Below are 24275 nucleotides of genomic sequence, written 5' to 3'. Positions count from 1 at the left end.
CCTGTGAGGTTGTGGAGTATTCACCCAAAATATTTAGATTCAAAAGGTTTAGTAGCACTCTGGAGGGAATCGTTACTTGCCCAAGCAGTTTTAAGTGGACAGACGAAAGGATATACGAAACATCCTCAGCTACTTCGATTCAAACAACATGAACAGCCTTTCCAAGCCATTACTACTTATTTAGCGTATATTCTTCAAGAATCTAAAGAACGAGGATATCGTTTTGATGAGACGAAAGTGAGTGACACTGGTACTAAATGCAAAATCAAAGTGACGAAAGGACAAGTTGATTATGAATGGGGATGGTTACGCGAGAAGTTGAAGGTGCGTGATCCATCTTTTTTAGAGACATGGAAACATATCCAGCAAAATGAAGTACATCCATTGTTTGAAATAGTAGACGGCGGAATAGAAGCGTGGGAAAAAATGAAGTAGCCACCATGAATGTCCGCTACTGGTGCTGGATTCATGGATGGTGGATTTGAATCATAGATTGGAATAAAACGATTTTGAAGGAGATATCCATCTATGGTAACTTTTCCTGTTCACATTCACACAAAGCTTTACTCCCCGAATCAACACATCCATGTCTATGAACCCGAAGTGTATGGATTGTCTAATCAGACCGTGCAGCACCAGATCAATCGTAAGATCCAGACAACGCTGAGCCACTTACTTCGTGATCAGGGTTTAGGACAGCCTGGCCTTCAGGAGATGGTAGGGAATTTTGAGATTAAGACCAATGAACGAAATATTTTAAGCCTTGTTTTAGGAGTGTACTCCTTTACTGGAGGGGCACACGGTAACACGGTCATTCGTCCCCTCACCTTTGATACGACTACAGGGCGGCAGTACCAACTGAAGGATTTATTTAAGCCAAATAGTGATTATGTAGCAAAAATTTCTGATATGATTCGACTGCAAATTAAGGAACGCGATCTTCCTGTGTTTGAACCCTTTAAGAGCATAAAACCTGATCAAGATTTCTATATTGCCGATAAGTCATTAGTTATTATGTTCCCACTATACGAACTCCTTCCTTACGTCTACGGAATCCCTTATTTTCCTATTTCTGTATACTCCTTACGAGATATCGTAAACGAAGAAGGGCCGCTCGGAAGGATGATGGGTTAGAACGAAAGTAGATACTTAGTATTTTTCGATAAAGATTTGACCGCCACAGGTTTTCGAGCATGTTAAATGTTGTCTTTGTCGAACATAGATTCTATCTGGTTTTATAGGGGTTTAGTATAGTACGACAAGGAATAACAAAAGCACCATCAACAGAAAAGTTGATGGTGCTTTTACATTTATCAAAAAACTCGGTTTCTGCATAAGTTAAAAGATTTGTAGATAATCGCTAGAATGAATCGAATGGTTTTCCATGCTGTACGATCCAGTGTGTATAGCTGACGTGGTAGAGATTGTTCAACCGCAACACTTTTACTATACAAAATATCAAGGTTTAGTTAGAGAAATCTATCACCTGTGGCAGAAGGACGAGCAATATGTCAATATCGTTGAATTGGAACCCTTTTTAACAAAGCACGATCTTTCCATTAGCGACATGGTAGATATTGTAGCGAACACGATTACCACGGCAATAGAACGTGGTATATCATGCTACTCGATTAAGGGATTTAGCTAGTTTGCGCAACTTAGTAAGGATCGGACAAGATCTTGCTAGTATGGGACATATACGGGGTCGAGAAGAGATTAGAGAAGCTATCAATCAAGCGGAAAGGCGCATAAGCGAAGTAACCAACAGTACAGTCGAGGAAGGTACATTATCCCCTTTGTCTGATGCCCTTTTGAGGTACACAGGGAATTTAGAAGAGAAGTATGTGGCAGGCTCTCCGATTGTTGGGATTCCTAGTGGTTTTCAGGACTTAGACCACATGTTAACCGGCTTTAAAAAGCAAGAACTTATTATTCTTGCGGCCCGTCCGAGCATGGGGAAAACGGCCCTCGCTATCGATGAATGATAAAAAATGTGTAATAATCCCTTAGGCTTATAGAAAATACTTGGATAAATTTTGGGGTATATTCGGAGTTAGGAGCAAAGAGAGCTTGTCCAGAGGTTGTATTTTGAACGGTTAGACTGTCAGATTAGGAGTGAGAAATCCACTTTTTATCGGATTAAGAAAAAGGCACATTGAGAGGTATTGGGGTACATTCCTTATATGATTAAATAATGAAAAAAGTGTAGTTTTGTTATACAATATTAGAATAGGCTTCTTATCATAGCATGTAAACCGATGAGGGCAGGTATCCATCCTGTCCTTTTTCGCTGGATTGGAAGGGAGAAGATAACATCGATGCGAGACAACAAGGCTATTAAATTTGTACTCATTATGATGATTGCTTTACTAGTGGTCGGATTCGTTGGCAATGGAATGGTACATGCAGAAGGGAATTTTATCGATCAAACACCGATTAATGGAGAGTTTAAGGATGATTTAGCAGGTACATCTACAACAAAAGAGAAAGGATTCTTGGAGAAGGCAGGTGATTGGCTCTCGGATACGTGGGATTTTATTTGGGAGGGAGCTAAGGATCTAGCTGCTGGAATTTGGCAAGAAATATGTGATTTGTTTGCTTTCATTGCTAGTATTGTCATGGAGTTTATTGGCTTTTTTGTAATGGGAGTTGGTGTTCTAATGACTTGGATGATGTATAAAAGGAAACGGAACGACCTTCCAGCTATGTTCCAACGCGCGGGAGAATACCTAACAGGCATAGACAATAACAACCCACATGGAAAGTTAAGCGATGTAAAGGTAACTGATAAGCAATTGGCATATGCGGCGGATTTTGCGTATCATAACAATATTCCTGATGATGAATTAGAAAAGTTGGGTGTGGAATGGAAACTAGGACCACAAATTGATTCTATAAATGGACTTCAAGCAAAGACTTTTGTCAATGGAGAAACAAATGAAATTATTATTTCATTTAGAGGAACAGAAGGAACAGGTGACTATTTTTCAGATGCCATCTTAGCAGTAGGTCTTGATTCATATGTACCACAATCAGGAGCCGCTAAACAGTTTGTGGAACAACTAATTAATAGCCCAAAATATAAAGGATATCAATTTTCTTTAACAGGCCATTCCCTTGGCGGGTATATAGCTAATGAGGTAGGAATGACCTATCGGATACCCACAGTCGCTTTTAACGCACCCGGTAAAAACCTCTATCCTAATATAAATGCTTCACTGGCTACAGGTTATGCAGGTGGAGCGGGAACATATGCAATTAATATGAGTGATTATCGGAATCGTAGACAAGCTTATAACGAAGCAGCCGGTAACTTTGATGGCTTAATTAGGAATTATAACTCCTATGAAGACGTAGTCGGCTCGGTAGGGTACCGTCCCGGAGAAACATATGTAATAGATCGAAAGGGCGAAGTTACTCATAAGAAAGGGTTGGATAATAACATCATGAAAGGGATCGAATCAAGTATCAATAATGGAGTAACTGAAAACCATACAATGTCAAACTTCACTGGAGAAGTGGATGGAAAGCCTGTTTCTACTCCTATTACTTCCATTTACACGAAAAACAATGGAAATATAGTTCCAAGAAAATGATTGGAGGATGTGATTATATGATGGAGATACGGAGAACCAGAAGATTATGCCTAGGCTTACTAGTTGTTTTAATGCTGATAGCACTTGCTGGATGTGGTTCACCAAGAGAAGATCTATCTAAAATGACTCCAGAAGAAGAACAAAAGGTGAAGGAACAAGCAAGGCAGTATATCAAAGAAAAATATCATAAAGAGTTTGCGGTTAAAGAGATCTTCAAGAGTCGTGTCACGGGAGCCAGCTATGACGTGAGAGGTACGATTCAAGATGGAAAAAATACTCCCTTTACGGTAATGATAGAGCCACCAAAAGAAATACGTGATACATATATTCGTAGATTATTTTCTGACGAATTAAAACCCCCTATTAAGAGGTTAGCGGAACAAACATTTGACTTGAGATTGATGGAAGATAACCTTATATGTAGCTTTAGAGATGGTATGGGAGCGAAATATACAGGGGAAATTCCTTCGGTATTTGAAGTTCTAAAGAAAGGTGATAAGGATTTATATTTTCAAGTTAACCTTGAAGTATACGAGAAAAGCGATCAAGCTCAAAAGGAGATTTCAAACTTCCTACAATCGTTAAAAGAGATGAATTTCCATGAAGTGACGGTTGTGGTGTATGTGTACGATAATCGCTTAAAGTCAGCTTCAAAGAAAGAGGATGCAGATACGTATTTGCTGTATAGATACAATATTACTCCCGATGATATTCAAACCATTGATATCAACAATCTAGAACCATATAAAACAAAAATCAAAGAGTAACGATGATTGGGTCCAATCTGGGAAGTTATCGGGAATGAAGAAGGTATATACCGTGTTAAAATGATAGTATGAGAAGGTCGAATTGAGACGACACGGCTTTTGTTAGAGTATAAGACATGTGGGTCCCATTTCTGTATAGGGTGGGGCTTTTTCATGTTGCAAGGTGGTGAACATGTGGCAAGACGGGGAAAGAAGCTGGACGATGAGTTGAGAGAGCAAATAAAGGCTCACTATGCATCATGTGGCAATTTAAACGAGACGGCTAGAAAGTTTCGTGCCTCATGGTCGACTGTCAAAAAAATAGTAGCTGCGAATCCAGATTCGTTTCACAAACTACGAGAACAAAAAAAGCACGAGCACATAGAGAAATCGTGGTCAGTTATCCATGCTTATATTGATCGCCTTCATGATCCGGAGTTGATTCAGAAGACGAATGCACGAGATAGCGCAATAGTAGCAGGTACTCTATGGGATAAGTTAAACCGAGAGAAGGAACTAGCTTACAAGGGGCAAGAGATCGAACTCAAACGGCGTGAGCTTGAACAGAAGAATAAAGCGCCTGAAACGCCTAATGTAAAAATCTATCTAAATGCGTTGAAAGGCGAGTACCAGGACAGTTTCATATATAACTGCTGATCTAGCTATTGAGACCCTCCAAGAGGCTTTACACAAATGCTCACCTAAAAAAGGATTGATTTTGCATAGTGATCAAGGTGTTCAGTTCACTTCTAAATCCTTTACTGAGTTCTGTTCGCAGAACGGAATTGTACAAAGCATGAGTAAGTCAGGATGCCCCTACGACAATGCTCCAATGGAATCATTCTTCGGAAAACTGAAGCATGAGCACTTGAATCACTACGTGATTAAAGATCTTGATCATTTAAACCAATTAATTGAGGACTATATTTTTCGCTATTATCACCATATACGACCTCACAGTGTCTTAAATGGAAAAACTCCAATGGAGGTATAGTCGATTTGTTTTTTTCAATGGAGTGTTACAATTTTGCTTGACCAGGTCAATTTGTAGATAATCGCTAGAATGAATCGAATGGTTCTCCACAAATTGACCTTACTTTGATTTCTGATTTTGAATTTATAGATTCATGAATCTTTGCTACAGGGTCTATTGATTGGGGGTTTAGAGAAAGTTTTGTCACTAATATATCTCTCGATTGTCCGACCTCAATATATTCTTCAGCAGTTTGAAGATAAAGTAAAGCCTTTCTCATCTCAGCCAGTTGGGATTCCCCCGAGAATTTAAATAAATCTGTCCAAAACCAAAAAGGACAGGTAACCAAAATAAGAATAAACTCGTTAAAGCTTTTGGCAATTTTTCCTGCTTGGCCCTCCGAGCTTATGTAGACGATTGGTCGCTTCTCGACGTTATCTTTTCCCCATAAAGTAAAGAGCCCACCTGTACCATCTTTGGCGATGATAATCACTTGATCATCAACGACTATGTCTGACTCTAGTTCGATTGAATAAGGTTTCACAATTTCAAAGTCATAAGGCCATGTAAGTATATTGGTGGTTTCGCTGTCAGATACTATTTTGCTATATAAGTTTGGAACTTCCAAATTTATTACCTCCCATTAAGTACGAACAATATTAGCGTCCTATTTTAGCATGAGCTGTGTGTGGTCGACTACGGCATTTGTTATTCTTCTCTTAAAGTAGTGGGACTTCGTAATCTAAAAGCATTGCTTGCACAATAGATACTGATTTTGATCAACATTTTCTCAGCATTCAGCAAGGAAAGTCCAAGTTTGTAATTCAAGTTCTGTGTAATTGTATTGATGAGAGATTTATTGTGCCTGTTCGTAAAATTGGACAGAAGTGGGATGATTACCTTTGCCGCGTTCAATCATCAATACAGATCCTAAATTCCATACGTTTGCAAGGTTATTGACTGATCTTAATCGAATTAAGTAGATAAACCTCTGGAAGGATGTGGATCAAACTGAATCATTTTTCTATGCCCTATGCTCTTCATTACTCTTCTGGGGTGAAGTATCATGCAACTGAGTTTTTAAAGAAAAAGAGAGAAGATTTATCCCAATATGAGCGCTTAAAAGGAGAATGTTACTGTGCAAGCTGTTATGAACTACTGTTAGAAAGACTTGGAGTACAACCTACTCCAGAGGAGATACCCCAAGTATCACATGTGGATCATTCGAAATCGAAACAGGATACTTACTTTCGTCTGTGGCCTGATACCATTCCTCACTTAAACGGATGCTATTTTAAGAATCCATATACTGATATTGAATTAGCTTCAGAAGACTACGGCATTGAGAGTACAGGGTCAGGCGCGAGAAGAGTATACCTACTCAATATTTTAGATGCGGAGCCAACCAATTTCGTACAATCCATTAATTTCGATGAATCATTCACTTCTGGTGAAAGAAACCATTTACAAGGAGATACGGATTGCACTCAACGTCCAGCCCATTTCCTGGAGTCAATCTATGAACGACATGGTATGAGTGGGTGGAAAGAAACCCAAGTGAGAACAGAGGACGGAGATACGATGAGGATTGCCGATTTACTTACTACGGTGGATAAGGCAGCTGAACGAGTAGATCAATATGACGGTGACGAAGAGGGACCCATCTGCATCCTTCATGGAACAATCAAGCGCTGTGAGGAGAATAATGGTGGGTATGTTCAACTAGATTTAACGACTGATAGCAGACCTATTGTTCGTTTGATAGTGAATAAAGATAGCGTCTATCGAGTCGATGATTTACGTTGTCTACGGAAGCGAGAAATTTCTTGCTATGGGAGACTAACCCGATTCAGTAGGAACTTGATTACTATGAACCTAGAATCGCTCGATCGGCAACTTGCGTTCCTAGATAAGCACCTATATCCTGAGAATCCACGCCCCAAGATATATCCACCTATTCAGTCTTCGAGAATCCGAGACAAGTTTAAAAAAATCTTTGGGGGCTTTACACCTGACATACTTGGGAAGGGGAATGATTTCTTCCAGCGCTATGGGCATATATCCGTAGAGGATAAGCAGGTCATACGATCACAGATAAAAGAATCACTTGATTCACTGGAAAGAGAAAGAAAGGATACGGAAAATGCGATTGCAGATTTAAAGAAGCAGCAATTGGATCTTGCTAATCAAACTGGTTCAGTATATATGGAGATTGAGCAATTAAATCAAACTATGCAGAATACAACGGAAATCATTAGTCAATATGAACAGAGTATAAGACATAAGTTTCATCAAAAAATGAAATGGCCTGATGCTCCCGAACGAATTAAGATTTTAATGAGTGATCAAGAAAGCAGACTGCGACGAATTAAAGAGTTGGAACAGCAACAAACATATTTCTTTGATGACGAACCTCTTATCCAATTGGAACAAATTCTGCGAGTACTCAATCAGGAATACAAAAAAATCACAAGGAAACTAGATTCGATCGAACAGGTGATTCATAACCATCAGAAGCGTGTGGAAGCTGAGAAGAAGTGGAAGGGCATTTACCAGGATCCCGAAACAGAAATTTGGAAGATCCCCCTTGTTGCTTATCCAAAAGCTAAACACGTACTGGTTGGATTTAAAATAAAACCATTTCAAGATAATGCCTATACGTGGAGAGTTTGTTGTTATACGCAGGCTTGTGACCAGCAAGATTTCCAACTTCTTTCTGATATGCCCTTTAGAGAAGCACATTCTATCATCGATGCGAGACAGGATCGCCCATATGAAGCTATATCGAGATTGGAAAGGATGGTTCGGAGTCTCCTTGGAGAAAGGAGATAATCGGTTATCAACCTACACAGGAGATTTGCTTGTATTGCAAAGATAACATGAAGTGGGGACCTGACCCTCCTCACACATAAGAAATTCTTAATACAATTGACAATTCTATATATGCATCTGTATTATGTCTACAGATTCCCTTATTTTCCTATTTATGTATACTCCTTACAAGATATAGTAAATGAAGAAGGGCCGCTCGGAAGGACGATGGGTTAGAACGAAAGTAGATATGTAAAAAAGGTTGGAATTCACAATTTATCTGTGAATTCCAACCTTTTGATTTAAAGAGAACTTATGCTACATGATGACTTTGACTGCTCATATTAGCAGCAGTTAACTCGATATTAAATTAATCAAGTTTAACTATTCTAATGTTGGCAGATGGAACAGTATTTCCACTTCCAATAGAATTAATTAATCCGAATATTCCACCGACACCTGTGTTTGCATTAATTAATTCCAGATCTGAAGTATCATCGACTGTAATGATGGCCCCTCCAGACAACGTAACTATATCTGCTAAAGCACTAGATCCTGCTCTACTTAAAACAATTTCATTCCCACCTAATCGCAAACCAAGTGTCGGTGGAGTTGTAGTTGGAATGGGTTCTGTTACTGAAAAGCCTTCTGTCGTCGCGTTATACTCTACTAGGTAAATACCTGGCTGGAGACCTATACTAGAACTCGGAGGAAAAAAGCTTATATCAGGACCTTGTAGAACTAAACTGGTATCAAAAGTGATAGCTTCTTTGCTTTCTACAGTTGCAATAGCACTTAGAGCAAGAAAAGCCATGTTAGGAGGTATGACCGGTGCTACTGACCCAGGGGTACCTGGTGGTCCAGGAGTACCTTGCGGTCCAGGAGGTCCGGATGTACCGGGTGTACCAGGGGTCCCTGCTTCCCCTGGTGGTCCTGCAATGCCTGGCCCTTGCGGTCCTTGCGGTCCGGGTGTACCTGCGCTCGTTCCAGCACTATCCAAGACATTCTCTAATTTCTCATTTAAGATCCATTCTTTCTTAGCTATCACGTTAATGGTATCCTGAACACTTTGGTTGATCGCTAATAGATCCGTAAGAGTAGGATTAAGCGCAGAAGACACCCCAGGGAGTGTTCCGAGAACGTACTGCAACTTCTCACCTTCTGCATTGATAATATGACTTAGTCCTAGTTCCTCTAGAGCAATCGAAGATAAAAGTAAATTAATCGCATCATCTCGGGTCACAGAGATATTAGGGCTTACATTCGGTATATTGGGATAAGACATATTGCTCACCTCCTGTTGAAATCCATTTTCATTTTCATATATAGCTTATGCTCAAAAAAGAAAAGTGTATAAACAATTTGCTCCAGTAAATGGGTGGAGTGAAAATTGTTTTGTTCTATAGAAGATTTTTGCTTATGAAACTTGTAAAATAGATAGATTCACTTGGTTCCAAATATAAAAAAAACATATATTATACTATGAATCTATGAAAATGAAGGAGGTAGAGTATGTCACAAGCTAGCATTCCTAGCATTACACCTAATATAGCCATCACTAGAGAGGATTCGATTAATCTTTTGCTAATCTCTATCGCTCTCGAAGAGATTGGTCTTAGTAATATTTTAAATGCAGAAGGTGAAAAACTTCAGTACGTTCTAGGAACATTGCATAGATAGATTACTTGGCGACAAGTTAGGTTTGAATTTAGTTCTGATGCTTCTAGACCGTGGTCTGGGGGCTTTTTTCATATGTAAAAGGTGAAGTATCGTAGTGCCTAATGAAAGATCATTTGTTTGTAGCCATCCTTACATGTAAAATAAGTAAGTCTATTTTTTTGAAGGAATCATGATGGAATTGAAGGAGGATTATATGTTATTTATTGACAACCAAGGGATCTATGACCCGAGAGTGAACTTAGCAATCGAGGAGTATGCATTAAAGTATTTGGATCTAGCTGACTCCTATTTATTGTTTTATATAAACGAACCATCGATTATTATTGGGAAACATCAAAATACAGTGGAAGAAATTCATGTGGATTATGTGAGGGATCATGATATTCATGTCGTACGGCGCCTTTCGGGTGGAGGAGCTGTGTATCATGATTTTGGAAACTTAAACTTTAGCTTCATCACAAAAGATGATGGAAAAAGCTTTGCCAACTTTAGAAAATTTACTGAACCAGTTGTACAAGCCCTTCATCAAATGGGCGTACAAGCTACTTTATCTGGTAGAAACGATTTGCTGGTTGATGAAAAGAAAATATCAGGTAATGCACAGTTTTCAACACGTGGGAGGATGTTTAGCCACGGTACATTAATGTTTCAAGTAAATATCGAGCCACTGGTTCATGCATTGCAAGTAAAGCAAGAGAAAATTCAATCCAAAGGGATTAAATCGGTCCGTAGTCGTGTGGCTAATATTAGTGATTATCTAACTGAATCGATGACTATTGAAGAATTCCGACATCGATTACTAGGGTCGATCTTTGCAGGACAAATCCCAATTCCAGAATATAGGCTAACTGATCATGATTGGGAAAAGATCAATGAAATATCTCGTGAACGTTATCAAAATTGGGATTGGAATTTTGGAGAGTCTCCGGTATTTAATGTTCAGCATTCAAAACGCTTCCCGATCGGTTCAATCGATGTTCGCTTACAGGTAGGGGAGAAATCCATGATCGAGAGTTGCAAGATCTATGGTGATTTCTTTGGTGTGGGTGATGTCTCTGACCTAGAGAAAAGGCTAGTCGGTATTCGCTATGACCGTCAATCGCTAGAGGAAGCGTTATGTGATGTAGATATCCCCTATTATTTTGGGGATTTAGCGAGAGAAGAGTTTCTTGATTTTTTATATTAGATAGTAGTAGGATTTTATTAATGCCTCCAGGAAGCAGTCTGGAGGCATTTTTTCATTAGGGATAGATGTTGTTGCTAACACCGTACATATTTGCGCTTGAAGCCAATCCTTCCTTTGTCTATCTGTTTTTGAATTCGTTCGGAAACAAGTGAGAGACTGCTTGTTTTCGTGTCTTTTTTGATTTCGACAGTGCCTATAGCTGTAGCTGTTTGGACCGCTTTATTATGGAGCGGGAGATAGGAGAGAGCTACTGTATAGACAAAGTTGTTCATAGAGGATTTCGTTCTATCAGGGGAATCGTGAATGGTATCCTTCACCTGATCGAGCATCTCGGCTATTTTACTGGTGCTAAATTCACTGTCTGGTCGATTACCTAGAAGCCAGCAGTAACAACTCCAGCCTGCCGACATTCTTAGATCCTCACCGCACTTGATCCATTTATCAGCAACGACTTGCGCGATATCCGCTTCTGACAAAGTTACTGCAACGACATAGTCAGACAGCATATAAAAATAAGCTCCATCCATCCACCAATCAAAATGTTCCTCTGTCATAATCATGGGGTCTGCGATAACACCAGCAAAATACATGGCATCGTAGTTTCCGCTGGCGTAAAGCTGGTCGGCCAAGGGTTGATTTTTCTTGATCTTCTTCGCGAGTGGTTTCATTTCACCTGTAGTTACCCCAAAAAGAGGCTCGTTAGCCCCATTGCTTTTGTATATTTTTTTCATTCGTTCTTTGCCGAGTGCTTCTAGTTCCTGCATAACCATTTCGAAATTCATCGTATGCACTTCCTTTCCTCATCATTCTTCCACCATTCTAGAGTTATTACTATTTTTCCTTTCTATTTTCTAGCGGCTTTATTGGGTTTCTTTTCTTTGAAAACGGTTGCTTTCCCATTTACTTCTTGATACAATTTTTTTGGTCTTCTACATCGTTATCAATTGGCTTAGATGTATCGTCTGAGCACATTTGTTACATAAATTTGGAGGTAATACTCATGGAAAAAACATTTATTATGGTGAAACCAGACGGCGTACAACGTGCTTTAGTGGGCGAGATCGTGGCCCGTTTTGAGAAGAAAGGCTACCAGCTTGTTGGTGCAAAATTAATGCACGTGTCTCGTGACCTAGCAGAAGCACACTATGCAGAGCATAAAGAGCGCCCATTTTTTGGTGAGCTAGTAGACTTTATTACATCTAGCCCTGTGTTTGCTATGGTTTGGGCAGGTGAAGGTGTGATTGGAACCGCTCGTCATATGATGGGTAAAACGAATCCAAAAGAGGCGGATCTAGGTACGATTCGTGGCGATTTTGGAATAAGTGTTGGCATGAATATTGTTCATGGTTCCGATTCTGCTGAGAGTGCCAAGCGTGAATTGAGCCTTTGGTTTAAAGAAGAAGAAATGAACAGTTATGAAAAAACGTTAAATCGTTGGGTGTAAGGTGATGGTAAGAAAAAAGCTCGGGTTGACCGGGCTTTTTTCTTTTGAGAGGATATAGAGAGAATGTGATAGAGAGTGGGGCATGTACCAGATGTCGTTTCAGTCATATAAAGCTCAGAAACGAGTGATTGAATTTTTACAAACGGCGATCCGGCAAGATCGTGTTGCCCACGGGTACTTGTTTTATGGTCCCAAAGGTACATATAAAAGGGAAATTGCCCTCGAGTTTGCCAAGACAATCAATTGCGAAAAGAGTCAGTTAGATCCGTGTGATATGTGCCTTACTTGTAAGCAGATCCAATCGGGGAATCACCCGGATGTGCTAGTGATTGAGCCAGATGGTAATGTGATTAAGATGGAGCAGATTAAGCAGTTGCAACATCGTTTTCGATATCAACCTGCATCTGGGATGATACGTGTCGTGATCCTGGATTCAGCTGATCAAATGAGAATAGAGACAGCCAACACGTTGTTAAAATTTTTAGAAGAGCCGACCTCTCCTATGTTAGCGATTTTAATAACGGAACAAGAGAAGAGTATCGTGCAGACAGTTCGCTCTAGGTGTCAGGCCGTCCGTTTTGTAGAGCCATCTTGGCTGGAGCAAGCGAAGAGATGGCAAGTGAACGGGATTCAGCCGCCGATGAACTACGTACTAGCACAGTGCTCTCAGGAATTCGAGCAGCTCGAAATGGATTCGGAGGAGTTGGAACGAATCTTTCGTCATGTGATCGAATGGTCTCAGTTGTTAGTAAGTAAGCAATCTACCGCTATCATTACGATTCAAGAGCCATGGTTCCAAGAAATGATCCAGAAGAAGCAAGTGACGCTTGTTCTAGATTTTCTTATGATATGGCTTCGCTATGTCTCGAGATTGGTGATCGGGATGGCGGACGAGAATATGGCTGACTTTATTCAGCAAGGCAGTAATGTAGCAAAAAGAATGACTCAATCTGCGTGTGCGAAGATGATCGAGCAGGTTATGATTACGAGGAAACTAGTAGCTAGACCTGAGCTAAGCAACCAATCATTAATCGAGCAATTCGTCATCCGGTTACAAAAAGATGCTCCTAGTGATTGGACGAAACTGGGCTATAATTAAGCCGTTTTGAGAGGATATGAACATAGATGAGATACCTAACAGCAGGAGAATCACATGGTCCACAACTTACATTGATTATAGATGGTGTGCCGAGTCAAGTTCCTTTTTCGAAAGAGGAGATTGACCATCAGTTGCATCGTAGGCAAAAAGGACATGGTCGTGGCCGACGGATGCAGATTGAGCGAGATGAAGTCCAAATCATGAGTGGCGTCCGTTTTGGTAAGACGACCGGGGCACCGATTGCGTTAGTGATCGAAAATAAGGATTATACGCATTGGCAAAAGGTGATGAATCCGTTTCCGATGCAGGAAGAAGCAGATAAGAGAAAATTAACGCGTCCACGCCCGGGACATGCGGATTTAAATGGAGCGATAAAATATGACCATCGGGATTTGAGAGATGTCTTAGAGCGTTCGAGTGCGAGAGAGACGGCGGCTAGAGTGGCGGCTGGAGCTTTTGCACGGCAGATTCTAACGTTATGTGGAATCGAGATTGCAGGGCATGTACTACAGATTGGTGGAGTGAAGGCAGGACGAGTTCTTCATGTTCCTCTGGCTGAGTTCATAGCTCGAACAGAAGCATCACCTGTACGTTGCTTAGATCCAGAAGCAGAACAGGCTATGATGAAAGAGATTGATGATGCGAAGGCAGAAGGGGATTCGATTGGTGGTATCGTGGAAGTAATTGTAGAGGGGATGCCGATCGGCCTCGGAAGCCATACTCAATGGGACCGAAAGCTAGATGCGAAAATTGCGCAAGCGATCGTGAGCATCAATGCGTTTAAAGGAGTCGAGTTTGGAATTGGCTTTGAGGCGGCTCATTTGCGTGGCTCACAAGTTCATGACGAGATTATCTGGTCGAAGGAGCGTGGATTTACCCGTGCTACCAATCGTCTAGGTGGTTTCGAGGGTGGTATGACGACCGGTGAAGAGATGATCGTCCGTGGTGTGATGAAGCCGATTCCTACTTTGTACAAGCCGCTCATGAGTGTGGATATCGATACAAAGGAGCCATTTGCTGCAAGTATTGAGAGATCAGACTCTTGTGCAGTTCCAGCGGCTAGTGTGGTAGCAGAAGCAGTAGTCGCTTGGGAAGTGGCTCAAGCCCTACTTGAAAAATTCCCTGCTGATACAGCGGAGGAATTAATTGAGCAAGTCCTACGCTACCGAGAGCATACGAGACACTTTTGATGGGAGTGTGAGTACATGAGAAAACTAGAGATCTCGTTACCTAAGCAGTCCTACTCAATCTTAATTGGTTCAGGATTACTAGCGAAGTTGCCTGATCTATTAGAAACGCATGGTGTTCAAAAACAAGATCGCTTATTTCTCATCACAGACGATCTGGTGGCTATTCACTATTTGGAGCCAGTTCGAAGAAGTCTCTCTGAAGCTGGCTTCTCGCTCGAATTTGCGGTTGTCCCCCATGGTGAACAATCAAAATGTATAGCAATCTATGAATCGTTGATGGGGAAGTTGATAGAGGCAGGGTGCAATCGAAAAAGTGTCATCCTAGCATTAGGTGGGGGAGTAATCGGGGATTTAGCTGGATTTGTAGCGGCTACATACATGCGTGGAATTCGTTTCTTTCAATTGCCCACAACTCTTCTGGCACACGACAGTAGTGTAGGTGGGAAGGTAGCTATTAATCACACGTTAGGTAAAAATATCATGGGCGCCTTCTATCAGCCTCAAGGTGTTATCTACGATGTAGACACCCTACAAACATTATCAACACGAGAGCTTCAATCAGGGTTTGCTGAAGTGATTAAACACGGATTAATCTGGGATCCATCTTTCGTCGACTGGTTATTCAAAAGCAAAGAAGAGCTTTTACAGAGAAATCCTAACTATCTCATCGAAGCCATCGAAAGAGCATGTGCGGTCAAAGTAGCCGTCGTCAGCCAAGACGAAACGGAACAAGGAATCCGTGCCATTTTAAACTACGGGCATACCATCGGTCATGCCATCGAAGGAACCACTTCCTACAGCACCTACACCCACGGAGAAGCTATCTCGATCGGCATGGTCGGATCAGCGTGGATGAGCGAGCAACTCCACTCCTCCAACCAAGGATTAACCCAGATGACTGAGGAGCTACTAACTCACTTCTGCCTACCTACAAAGCTACACACACCTTTACCAGAAGATGAGCTAATGGACTATCTACGCCGAGACAAGAAGCACACTTCTACTGGCTTCACCTTCGTCCTATCACCCACGTGCGGACAAACTCGAATTACAGAGCACGTCCCAGAGGGCCTAATCCGCCAAGCACTGCGTAAGATAGGGGCTTGCTGATGCTAAAGCTAAAGCCTACGGTAATTAGTACTAACTAAAAACAATCGGGGACTCTAAAATCTTTGATAGGCCTGTTGATAAACCAGTAAATGAGATTGGAATAGGGGCAATGTATCTAGCTACTGCGATGTTAGTGAGTCTACTTAGCGTAGTCCTTTGAAGCAGGGGCGTTTTGAGGCAAATGTTTGAGCTGTTTTTGCGAGTTTTTGCCACTTGCCCTTGCTTCGAAGGATGAAGCGGACTTGCTTTTCCACATCCTCGCAGGCTCACTATTTGAGCTGTGGCTAGATACATGCTCCTGAACAAACTTCATTCAGTAATACTCCATCCATTGCTCACTTCTACGAAAATTTAGACCTTTCCGCCTTCAACTATTGTAAAATATAAAGAAAGGGAGGAATACATCTATGATCAAATCAAAAAAATCCATTCATGGCTTACCTGTCTATCAACCAGGAAAACCCCTAGAAGAAGTAAGACGAGAACTTGGTCTAGAGCGCATTATCAAACTAGCTAGTAATGAAAATCCATTTGGATCATCAAAGGCAGTTTGGAAAGCAATCGAGCAAGGAAAGGACTCTCTTCAACTTTACCCCGAAGGATCCGCTCCCACTTTACGTGAAAAAGTAGCTGAGCACCTCGAAGTAGATGCACGACGTCTCATCTTTGGAAATGGGTCAGATGAGATTGTTCAAATGATTGCTCGTACATATCTAGAACGGGATACAGAGGCGGTGATGGCGGATCTTACCTTCCCCCGTTATGAAACAGTAACCAAAGTAGAAGGAGCTACGCCAATTCGAGTCCCTTTGAAAGAAGGTATCCATGACCTTGAAGGAATGCTCTTAGCGATCACGGAAAAAACAAGAGTGGTCTGGATCTGTAATCCGAATAACCCTACGGGCACGATAGTCAGTCGCACAGAACTCGAATCATTCTTAGACCAAGTTCCAGATCACGTCTTAACCGTGCTGGATGAGGCATATGCGGAATATGTAACCGATTCCAGTTATCCAGATTCCTTGTCTTTACTTGATTACAATCCAAATATTATTGTTCTACGAACCTTCTCTAAAATTTATGGCTTGGCGGCGCTACGGGTTGGATTTGGAGTTGCGCATCCAGAAGTGGTAACAGAGTTAAACCGGGTACGGGAGCCTTTTAATGTAAATCGTTTGGCTCAATTAGCAGCCAGTAGTGCCGTGGAAGATCAAACATTTGTTTTTTATTGCCGCAATCAAAATGAGAGCGGACGTAAACAAATTACGGAGTGCTTGGACCGATTAGGCTTATTTCACTATCCCTCTCACGGAAATTTCATCTTATTTGATACAGGTTTTCCAGCCAATGATGTCTTTCAGTTCTTACTTCATCGTGGAGTGATAACCCGTTCTGGAGAAGGGCTCGGATTTCCGACATTCCTGCGTGTTACCATTGGTAGTAAAGAGGAAAATGAGATTTTTTTGAAAGAACTTGAGGCTTTCTTAGAAGAGTATAAATATTAGAAATTACTTGCATTTCAGATAATAAGTGGGTTATATTTAGTGTACAGTATGGTTTCTCTCCACTCCTATCCTATATTGCCATGTTAGAACCGAGTAACGGTTCTTTTTTTTGGTTTGTCCACATAATGTGGGATGAGGAGGGTTGTCTATGGGCGGGCGGATCTGGCATTTTTCATTGGAATTTTTCTTTGTTTTAATCTGTATTTTCATTTTGAAAACATGGGTATTTCCTTTTTTTATCTCTATTTGGTTCCCTATTAGTGATATGACAGAGCTTCTTCATGAATGGACTTTGCTCATGGTTGGAGTGATTACTTTATTCGCTTACATGGGTCTAGGTTCTACTGCTAAGTGGAGCTATCACCTTAACTGGAAGGTATCGAGCACCTTATTTTGTTTCTATCATTTGCCTTTTTTTGTTCTACCATGGACATGGTCCCAGCAAATGCAGGCGGATTGGACATATCTAGTAGGTGAGCTATTTGTGCTTTTTGGCTTGCGAGAGTGGGATTCACCGTTCTCTATATTGATTATCTCTTGTGTAGCATTCTTGTTTGGTAGATGGATGAAGATAAAAGAAAAGGATGAACAGGGAGGAAAACTCGTTTCTAAACATAAAGTATTCGTTCAGAAATAATTAGATTTATCAAGTATTGAGTAAAAAGATTGTCATTCTCGCTTTTTTTTGTCACAATGGACAAAGATCTCTAAAGAGGAGAATGAACATGAGCCAAGAGGTTGACTTAACCCTCCATGTCCGCTATCAGCGAGATGAGTGGAATGGGCGCCAGCAGGCAACTCCTTTTTCACTATCGCCAGAAGCGTATGTGAAATTGATTGATAAACTAAAAATCTCTGAACAAGAAATTCGTCAAGTATATCTCCCGATCGCTTCCCGCTTTGTGGAGCTATATCGTCATTTACAACAAGCTCCGCGTACTGCTAATATTCCACTCGTTATTGGAGTTGCAGGCAGTGTCGCAGGTGGAAAGAGTACGATTGCTCAGATTTTTCACACGTTATTCGAAGATTCGCTGGGTGACGGCTCTGTGGCAGTTGTATCAACAGATAGCTTTTTATACCCGATGAAAATCATGACTGAGAAAAATATGTTACATCGAAAAGGCTTTCCTGAGAGTTATGATATGGAAGGATTCGTCCGCCTTCTCTATAAATGTAAGTCTGGCTTTTCGAACTTTCAGGTCCCGATTTACTCACATGATACGTATGATATATTGCCAGATGAAACCCTTACATTCACACGACCGAAAATGGTGATTGTAGAAGGGTTAAATGTGTTACAAGTGGTTCCGGTCCAGTTAGATTTTCTGAAGCGAACTTCATGGATTGCCGCAGATTTTATAGACATTTCAATCTATGTAGATGCAGAAGAAGAGAATCAGATCAATTGGTATCTAGATCGAGTCAAAAGGCTTTGGAAGGAAGCGAAAACAAACCCATACTCCTATTATCATCAATTTACTTTACTAAGCGAAGAGGAGCTATTAAACCGGGCAACGAATGTATGGAATGAGATTAACCATGTAAATCTACATAACTATATCTTACCTTCACGCGAACGAGCCGATGTGATTCTACATAAAAATGGTGATCACTCCGTTTCCGATATATATGTACAGAGGAAATTACGGATTTGAATATGACTAACTTAACACCCTTTCGTCCAAACTAGCATTAATAGAGATGAAAGGGTGTCGTAGTGAGATGCGAATAGCAGAATGGCTTACCTATGTAGGAATTGATCAATTGAAACAATTACATCGGTACTATGGATGTGAACAAACGGATCAACACTCGAAACATGAGTTAATCTGTAGCTTACTACGTCAAATCAATAAAAAAAGTTATATCCATAACTTGCTGGAAGGGTGCTCTGCGACTGAGTTACGGTTCATTGAGCTAATTACGCTCGATCCAAGCCCAGCCTATACGATGGAAGAGCTACTCGCAAAAGGTCGGGCGGCCTTATCTGGAGAAGAAGGGACCCCTAGGTCATTTGTTGTAGAGGCTTTAAAAAAGGGCTGGTTGTTCCCGGGCTATTCTCACCAAACCCAGTATCTCTATCACATGCCTAGTGATACCAGAGAGCAGATTCAACAAGCATTTGTTCAGTCGTATATTCCTTTTCAGCAATCTTATGCTCCCAGTTGCTATCGTGACGAAGAAAATCAGATGGTATATGACCTACAACGTTTTTTACGATATTTACAGCAAGATATCGTGAGATTGACACAAGATCAAGCGATTTATCGTCAGCAATTTAAGCAGTTACTTCAAACATTTGCGATTCCAGAAGAGCCTATTAAAAGCGGTGGGCCAAGATTTGGTTTTGGGCGAATGTATCATCTATATCCGAATCGCTTCTCACTTCTTTATGATTATGCATACTATGAAAAATACATCTTAGAAGATCAAGGATATCTGGGCGTTACTTCTGCGGGATTGGAACGATGTAATCAACTAGAAGTACAGGAAGGAAAACAGCTCTATCGATTTTGGATTCGTCTCTATCGGCGTCCGATTCCTCAATTACCTATTATTTTAAGATGGATTGGCCTACTCTCTTACCCGAAATGGATATCGGTTTCTGCGATTTATCAAGCAGTCTCTCCTTGGTTAAAGCCGTTCTATTATGAAACAGAGAAATCGCTATTCCAAAAAATCATGGAGATGTTGGTTCACTTGGGGGTTGGGAAGTGGGGAGAGGAGAATCAAGAAGCTTATTTTACTCTCACATCGAATGGAATTAGGTGGATGCATGGCATTTCTGCATTTGGTGAACAAACAATTGAAGAAGGGTTTATTCAGTCGCCGAAGTAGGAAAATGGATTCTTTAACTCGAATGTAATAGTTATAGGTGTAATAGGATAGATACAAAGAGCTACATCTTTGTCAGAGATCGACTCATTCACCCATCCATGCAAGGGGGAAGGCAGATGAGCAACAGTGTTACCGTTTCAGAGAAGAAACAGTTTATCAACTGGTTTTTGAATCGGTATGAGTTACAAAAAAAAGAGGCGGCTTGGCTGCTCAGTTACCTGTCCTCAGATGAACAACTATTAAAACGAGTCCATTTCGTTGATTACGTAGAAAATCTACCTAAAGCGATTCTCATGTCCACGAAATGTGTCAAGAAGCCATCTTTTCAGTTTAAGAAGAAAAAACGGTTAGGTACAGACGTAGAAAGTGCATATTTTGACATCAAGTCTTTTCCAAATGAAGATATTTATATTGGTTTGTATTTTAAAGATTGTGCATCGTGTCCAGAGTTTGCTGCTGTATTGGAGGTAAATCCTTTGGAAAAACAGGATCTCGCACAAGATCAGCTACTAAGTCTGTTCGCGGAGATGTTCCTGGACCATACGATGAAGGAATTTCATAAAAAAGAGTTATATGTCCAGATTGATCAATCTCTAGAAGATCGAGATGAAGAAAGATTTGCTACTTTAACAGCGGAACTACGAAAATTAGAGAAAGACATGATATAATGCTCAGCAGAAGCTGGGTATTTTTTTGTTTGAGATAAGAAGGATGTGGACATGATGAAACTATATACAGTAGATAATAAGGAGTGGCAACAAGTAGCTCCTTTTGTAGATACGTTGATCCTACCTGTAGCCAGCTGTTTTATCGAACAGAAACAGGTGCCTCAAAGTTTTCATCGGTTGGAGCGTGTGGCAGAGCGCGTGGAACAAGGTTTACAGGGCAGGGTGTTTTTACTACCTACCATTGTCGATTATGGAATGGCTCCAGAGTTATTTCGTTCAGTGATTCACAACACCGTTCAATCACTGCAAAAATCTGGATTTAGTCACCTTGTTGTGCTGACAGATGAAAAACACGCACATATGGAGGGTGATGAAAAGCCTGATTCGCCTGTGCTTTCCACGTTTACTAAGGTTGTGTCGTGTGAATTGGAAGATGATACATGGGAACTAGAAAAGCATGTGCGAGAGACAATGGAAGCAATTGTACAAAATTGGCAGAACTCATATTGAAAACTTGTTACGTTTCTCACATGAGTTTTCTTGATTTTTCAGATGCCATTCGCTATTATTGGAGATGTCCTAGTAAAAGAATAAGTCCTAGCATGTGTAAAAGGTTCCGTTTCCCGTGTTTTAGGCGGTTCATGCCGTGTAGAAGGAGGTCGGACTTGTCGTGAGTAAAAAAGTTTCCCGCCGCCAATTTTTAACTTATACGTTGGGTGGGACGGCTGGTTTCCTTGGAATGGGCATGCTTTTCCCTATGATCCGTTTTGCAGCAGATCCTATGCTGAAAAAGGGAGGAAAGGGTGCATTCGTCAAAACAGACTTGAAGGATGATTCAATTAATGAAACTCCTCAAGCAGTTGGTTTTCATGTACCAATAAAAGACGGATGGTATGTTCCAGAAGGTGGGGAGCCCCGTACAGCTTGGGTTATGAAAGGCGAAGATGGAAAAATCCTAGCGCTTTCCCCTATTTGTAAGCATTTGGGTTGTACTGTAGGTTGGGAGAGTAACCCCCAATTCAAGGGTGAATTCTTCTGCCCTTGTCATTTTGGTCGTTATTTTAAAAATGGAATAAACGTTCCTGGTACGCCACCAACTAAACCACTTGATCAATACGAAACCAAAATTGAGGCTGGGCATTTATGGATTGGCCCAATCAAGAAAGTTTAAGTACTCAATCATCGAGGAGGTGTCGCGTTTATGTTGCGCGCGGTCTACAAGTGGGTGGATGAACGCCTCGATATCACGCCGATCTGGCGAGATGTTGCGGATCATGAAGTACCGGAACATGTGAATCCAGCACACCATTTCTCCGCATTTATTTATTGTTTTGGTGGACTGACTTTTTTCGTTGTTATGATTCAAATCCTTTCAGGAATGTTTCTGGCAATGTATTATGTTCCGGATATCATTAACGCCCACGCAAGTGTCAAGTATCTACAAACTGAGGTTGCCATGGGGACGATTGTTCGTGGTATGCATCACTGGGGTGCAAGTGTTGCGATCGTAATGCTATTCCTACATACGTTACGTGTATTCTTCACTGGCTCCTACAAAAATCCACGTGAATTTAACTGGATCGTCGGAGTGTTAATATTCTTTATGATGTTAGGCCTTGGATTTACCGGATACCTATTGCCTTGGGATAATAAAGCTTACTTTGCAACCAAGGTAGGGATACAGATCGCAGAATCAGTTCCATTTATAGGTAGCTATCTTGCTACGTTCTTGCAAGGTGGCGATATGGTAGGGGCAACCACGATTCCTCGATTCTATGCACTTCATGTGTTCTTTTTACCAGCAGGGTTGCTAGGTTTACTAGCTGCTCACTTTATCTTAATACGCCGTCAGGGCATCTCAGGCCCGTTGTAAGCCGTATACGTGAGGAGGGATCCACTTGGCACACAATCAAGACGGAAACCAGAAGCAAGTCCACTATGTGGGAGACTCGCGTGTAAGGGTGAATTCGAAAGAGATGCTCCCCCCAGATTACTCTCAGTTTCCTGGCAAGACAGAACAGTTTTTTCCTGACTTCTTGCTGAAAGAGTGGATGGTTGCTGCGGTTTTCCTAGTAGGTTTTATGACTTTGGTTATGGCTGAAAATCCGCCACTAGGTGATATTGCAGATCCTACTAATACTGGCTTTTTGCCTGTACCAGACTGGTATTTTTTATTCTTGTATCAGTTGTTGAAGTATAAATGGGCAGCTGGCCCATTTACCGTTGTCGGTATTATCGTTGTACCTGGGTTGTTGTTTGGTGGTTTGATGCTAGCTCCATTCTTAGATACCAGCAAAGAGCGTCGTCCAATCAAGCGTCCTGTTACAACGGGAATCGCAATCCTTTCACTTCTCGGAGTGATTGGTTTAACTTGGGCTGCGGAAGCAGAGCATGTTATCCAAGTTCAATCTTCTGCCGGTACCCCTGCGAAAGATCACAAGATTGTCGCTGAACATGACAAAGGCTACGAGCTTTATAAAAAGAATGCTTGTATCAAATGTCACGGTGACAAACTGCAAGGGGTTCAAGGTCCACCACTTCTTGGTGTAGGGGACCGTATCAAGGGTGAGGATGAAAAGTTGACTCGTAAGGAGATCGAGAAAGTGATCGATGAGGGTCGTGGTGCGATGCCAGCAGGTATGTTCCAAGGTTCCGAAGCCGATAAACAAGTTCTTCTCGACTGGCTCATGCAACAAAAACAAAAATAACAATGGATCTAAAACCTGGTTGCCATTCGGTGACTAGGTTTTTTCCGGATCATAAGGAGAATGAAGATGACTCCTGCGGTGCGTTATATTCGAAGTGTCATAATGGAGAGATGGTTTTTACTTTCTCTCTTTGTGGTTAATTTGGTCGGTACGATCTATGGTTACTATTGGTATAAAGAGCAACTGATGATGACAAAATGGTATCAAATTCCGTTTGTACCCGATAGTCCAACGGCTAGTCTGTTTTTCACAGTGGTTCTGTGCTTATATCTGATGAAGAAAAGAAGCCCTCTTATCGAAGCTCTAGCGTGTATCACTCTTTTTAAATATGGAATTTGGGCGGTCGTGATGATCTTCTGGGGAGCGGCTGTTACGCCCACTCCTTGGGCAGAGTCTCATACGTGGGAACATTGGATGTTAATTGGATCGCACCTAGGGATGGCGTTGCAAGGAATTCTTTATTTCCCTTATTACACGTTCCAAAAAAGAGATATCTTGATTACTGCTACGTGGACACTGATGAATGACTATTTTGATTACCAGTTTGATTTGCATCCGTGGGTAGTGACGGAGTTAGACGGCTATATGCCATCAATTGGATTCTTTACGGTTATACTAGGGCTGACAAGTATTTTCCTAGCTGCGATATTTATGATGATCCCGAGCAAGGTTCGATTATGGGAATACAAAAGGTTATATCAAAAATAGCGAGTATTTT

At 41.2% G+C, this 24275-nt stretch carries 28 protein-coding genes; 25 read left to right on the top strand and 3 right to left on the bottom strand.

What is annotated here, in order from left to right; translation table 11 throughout:
- Positions 1-3: 3 nt before the first annotated feature.
- The 8 genes from BT147_RS00810 (at position 4) to BT147_RS15935 (ending at position 5336) form a co-directional block, all read left to right on the top strand.
- Positions 4-435 (top strand): pyrimidine dimer DNA glycosylase/endonuclease V, encoded by a 432-nt coding sequence (locus BT147_RS00810; RefSeq protein WP_072329936.1) that lies wholly within the window; start codon positions 4-6, stop codon positions 433-435.
- 93 nt (positions 436-528) lie between these two features.
- Positions 529-1134 carry a DUF3298 and DUF4163 domain-containing protein gene (locus tag BT147_RS00805; protein WP_072329934.1) on the top strand — a complete coding sequence of 202 codons (606 nt, stop codon included), beginning with the start codon at positions 529-531 and terminating at the stop codon, positions 1132-1134.
- Between the two features lie 250 nt (positions 1135-1384).
- On the top strand, positions 1385-1648 hold the full coding sequence (locus BT147_RS00800; protein ID WP_072329932.1) for a DnaB-like helicase N-terminal domain-containing protein: 264 nt from the start codon (positions 1385-1387) through the stop codon (positions 1646-1648).
- Position 1649: 1 nt separating this feature from the next.
- Positions 1650-1985, top strand: a complete 336-nt coding sequence (locus tag BT147_RS00795; protein WP_072329930.1) for a DnaB-like helicase C-terminal domain-containing protein — start codon at positions 1650-1652, stop codon at positions 1983-1985.
- 333 nt (positions 1986-2318) lie between these two features.
- Positions 2319-3596, top strand: coding sequence for a Tle-like phospholipase domain-containing protein (locus BT147_RS00790; RefSeq protein WP_072329928.1), 1278 nt, complete (start codon positions 2319-2321; stop codon positions 3594-3596).
- Positions 3597-3613: 17 nt separating this feature from the next.
- Entirely contained in the window at positions 3614-4363 is a 750-nt protein-coding gene (locus BT147_RS00785; protein ID WP_072329926.1) for a hypothetical protein, read from the top strand.
- Positions 4364-4516: 153 nt separating this feature from the next.
- Positions 4517-4999 carry a hypothetical protein gene (locus BT147_RS00780; protein WP_072329924.1) on the top strand — a complete coding sequence of 161 codons (483 nt, stop codon included), beginning with the start codon at positions 4517-4519 and terminating at the stop codon, positions 4997-4999.
- A complete protein-coding gene (locus tag BT147_RS15935) occupies positions 4989-5336 on the top strand; it encodes an integrase core domain-containing protein (RefSeq protein ID WP_083426269.1) in 348 nt (115 codons plus the stop codon). Before BT147_RS00780 ends, BT147_RS15935 begins: the two co-directional genes overlap by 11 nt.
- A 64-nt stretch (positions 5337-5400) precedes the next feature.
- Here the strand turns inward: BT147_RS15935 and BT147_RS00770 are convergent, their stop codons facing one another.
- Complete coding sequence (locus tag BT147_RS00770; RefSeq protein ID WP_072329920.1) at positions 5401-5943, bottom strand: SMI1/KNR4 family protein; 543 nt, start codon at positions 5941-5943, stop codon at positions 5401-5403.
- A 371-nt stretch (positions 5944-6314) separates the two neighbouring features.
- On the opposite strand from BT147_RS00770, the gene BT147_RS00765 reads away from it, so the two are divergent.
- Positions 6315-8147 carry a hypothetical protein gene (locus BT147_RS00765; RefSeq protein ID WP_143187869.1) on the top strand — a complete coding sequence of 611 codons (1833 nt, stop codon included), beginning with the start codon at positions 6315-6317 and terminating at the stop codon, positions 8145-8147.
- Between the two features lie 349 nt (positions 8148-8496).
- Here the strand turns inward: BT147_RS00765 and BT147_RS15340 are convergent, their stop codons facing one another.
- Positions 8497-9411: an alpha-helical endospore appendage domain-containing protein gene (locus BT147_RS15340; protein WP_072329916.1), complete on the bottom strand. Its 915-nt coding sequence runs from the start codon at positions 9409-9411 to the stop codon at positions 8497-8499.
- Between the two features lie 227 nt (positions 9412-9638).
- On the opposite strand from BT147_RS15340, the gene BT147_RS15335 reads away from it, so the two are divergent.
- Positions 9639-9806, top strand: coding sequence for an alpha-helical endospore appendage domain-containing protein (locus BT147_RS15335; protein ID WP_177239605.1), 168 nt, complete (start codon positions 9639-9641; stop codon positions 9804-9806).
- 193 nt (positions 9807-9999) lie between these two features.
- On the top strand, positions 10000-10992 hold the full coding sequence (lplA, locus tag BT147_RS00755) for a lipoate--protein ligase (protein ID WP_072329914.1): 993 nt from the start codon (positions 10000-10002) through the stop codon (positions 10990-10992).
- 74 nt (positions 10993-11066) lie between these two features.
- Here the strand turns inward: lplA and BT147_RS00750 are convergent, their stop codons facing one another.
- On the bottom strand, positions 11067-11774 hold the full coding sequence (locus tag BT147_RS00750; RefSeq protein WP_072329912.1) for a DNA alkylation repair protein: 708 nt from the start codon (positions 11772-11774) through the stop codon (positions 11067-11069).
- 218 nt (positions 11775-11992) lie between these two features.
- Between BT147_RS00750 and ndk the strand changes: the two genes are divergently transcribed.
- The 14 genes from ndk (at position 11993) to BT147_RS00680 (ending at position 24265) form a co-directional block, all read left to right on the top strand.
- Complete coding sequence (gene ndk / locus BT147_RS00745; protein ID WP_072329910.1) at positions 11993-12436, top strand: nucleoside-diphosphate kinase; 444 nt, start codon at positions 11993-11995, stop codon at positions 12434-12436.
- A 91-nt stretch (positions 12437-12527) separates the two neighbouring features.
- Positions 12528-13535, top strand: a complete 1008-nt coding sequence (gene holB, locus BT147_RS00740) for a DNA polymerase III subunit delta' (RefSeq protein ID WP_177239616.1) — start codon at positions 12528-12530, stop codon at positions 13533-13535.
- Positions 13536-13561: 26 nt separating this feature from the next.
- On the top strand, positions 13562-14725 hold the full coding sequence (gene aroC, locus BT147_RS00735) for a chorismate synthase (RefSeq protein ID WP_072329905.1): 1164 nt from the start codon (positions 13562-13564) through the stop codon (positions 14723-14725).
- Positions 14726-14740: 15 nt separating this feature from the next.
- The gene (gene aroB / locus BT147_RS00730) at positions 14741-15835 is read left to right on the top strand and encodes a 3-dehydroquinate synthase (RefSeq protein ID WP_072329903.1); all 1095 of its coding nucleotides are present in this window, start codon (positions 14741-14743) and stop codon (positions 15833-15835) included.
- 407 nt (positions 15836-16242) lie between these two features.
- Positions 16243-17340 (top strand): histidinol-phosphate transaminase, encoded by a 1098-nt coding sequence (gene hisC / locus BT147_RS00725; RefSeq protein WP_353640691.1) that lies wholly within the window; start codon positions 16243-16245, stop codon positions 17338-17340.
- Positions 17341-17488: 148 nt separating this feature from the next.
- Positions 17489-17977 carry a hypothetical protein gene (locus tag BT147_RS00720; RefSeq protein ID WP_072329901.1) on the top strand — a complete coding sequence of 163 codons (489 nt, stop codon included), beginning with the start codon at positions 17489-17491 and terminating at the stop codon, positions 17975-17977.
- Positions 17978-18065: 88 nt separating this feature from the next.
- The gene (gene coaA, locus BT147_RS00715; protein WP_072329899.1) at positions 18066-18998 is read left to right on the top strand and encodes a type I pantothenate kinase; all 933 of its coding nucleotides are present in this window, start codon (positions 18066-18068) and stop codon (positions 18996-18998) included.
- Between the two features lie 67 nt (positions 18999-19065).
- Positions 19066-20181, top strand: coding sequence for a hypothetical protein (locus BT147_RS00710; protein ID WP_072329897.1), 1116 nt, complete (start codon positions 19066-19068; stop codon positions 20179-20181).
- Between the two features lie 116 nt (positions 20182-20297).
- Positions 20298-20849, top strand: coding sequence for a ReoY family proteolytic degradation factor (locus BT147_RS00705; RefSeq protein WP_072329895.1), 552 nt, complete (start codon positions 20298-20300; stop codon positions 20847-20849).
- Positions 20850-20900: 51 nt separating this feature from the next.
- Positions 20901-21359 carry a DUF2487 family protein gene (locus BT147_RS00700; RefSeq protein ID WP_072329893.1) on the top strand — a complete coding sequence of 153 codons (459 nt, stop codon included), beginning with the start codon at positions 20901-20903 and terminating at the stop codon, positions 21357-21359.
- Between the two features lie 160 nt (positions 21360-21519).
- Positions 21520-22020, top strand: coding sequence for a QcrA and Rieske domain-containing protein (locus BT147_RS00695; protein ID WP_072329891.1), 501 nt, complete (start codon positions 21520-21522; stop codon positions 22018-22020).
- Between the two features lie 30 nt (positions 22021-22050).
- The gene (gene qcrB, locus BT147_RS00690; protein ID WP_072329889.1) at positions 22051-22722 is read left to right on the top strand and encodes a menaquinol-cytochrome c reductase cytochrome b subunit; all 672 of its coding nucleotides are present in this window, start codon (positions 22051-22053) and stop codon (positions 22720-22722) included.
- Between the two features lie 25 nt (positions 22723-22747).
- Entirely contained in the window at positions 22748-23557 is an 810-nt protein-coding gene (locus BT147_RS00685; protein ID WP_072329887.1) for a menaquinol-cytochrome c reductase cytochrome b/c subunit, read from the top strand.
- 66 nt (positions 23558-23623) lie between these two features.
- Complete coding sequence (locus tag BT147_RS00680) at positions 23624-24265, top strand: DUF1405 domain-containing protein (protein WP_072329885.1); 642 nt, start codon at positions 23624-23626, stop codon at positions 24263-24265.
- The last annotated feature ends 10 nt before the right edge of the window (positions 24266-24275 follow it).

The sequence above is a fragment of the Thermoactinomyces sp. DSM 45891 genome (assembly GCF_900119485.1).
Classification (GTDB): Bacteria; Bacillota; Bacilli; order Thermoactinomycetales; family Thermoactinomycetaceae; genus Baia.
Note: the sequence above shows the minus strand (reverse complement) of the source record. Positions and strands in the feature narration are given on the sequence as shown.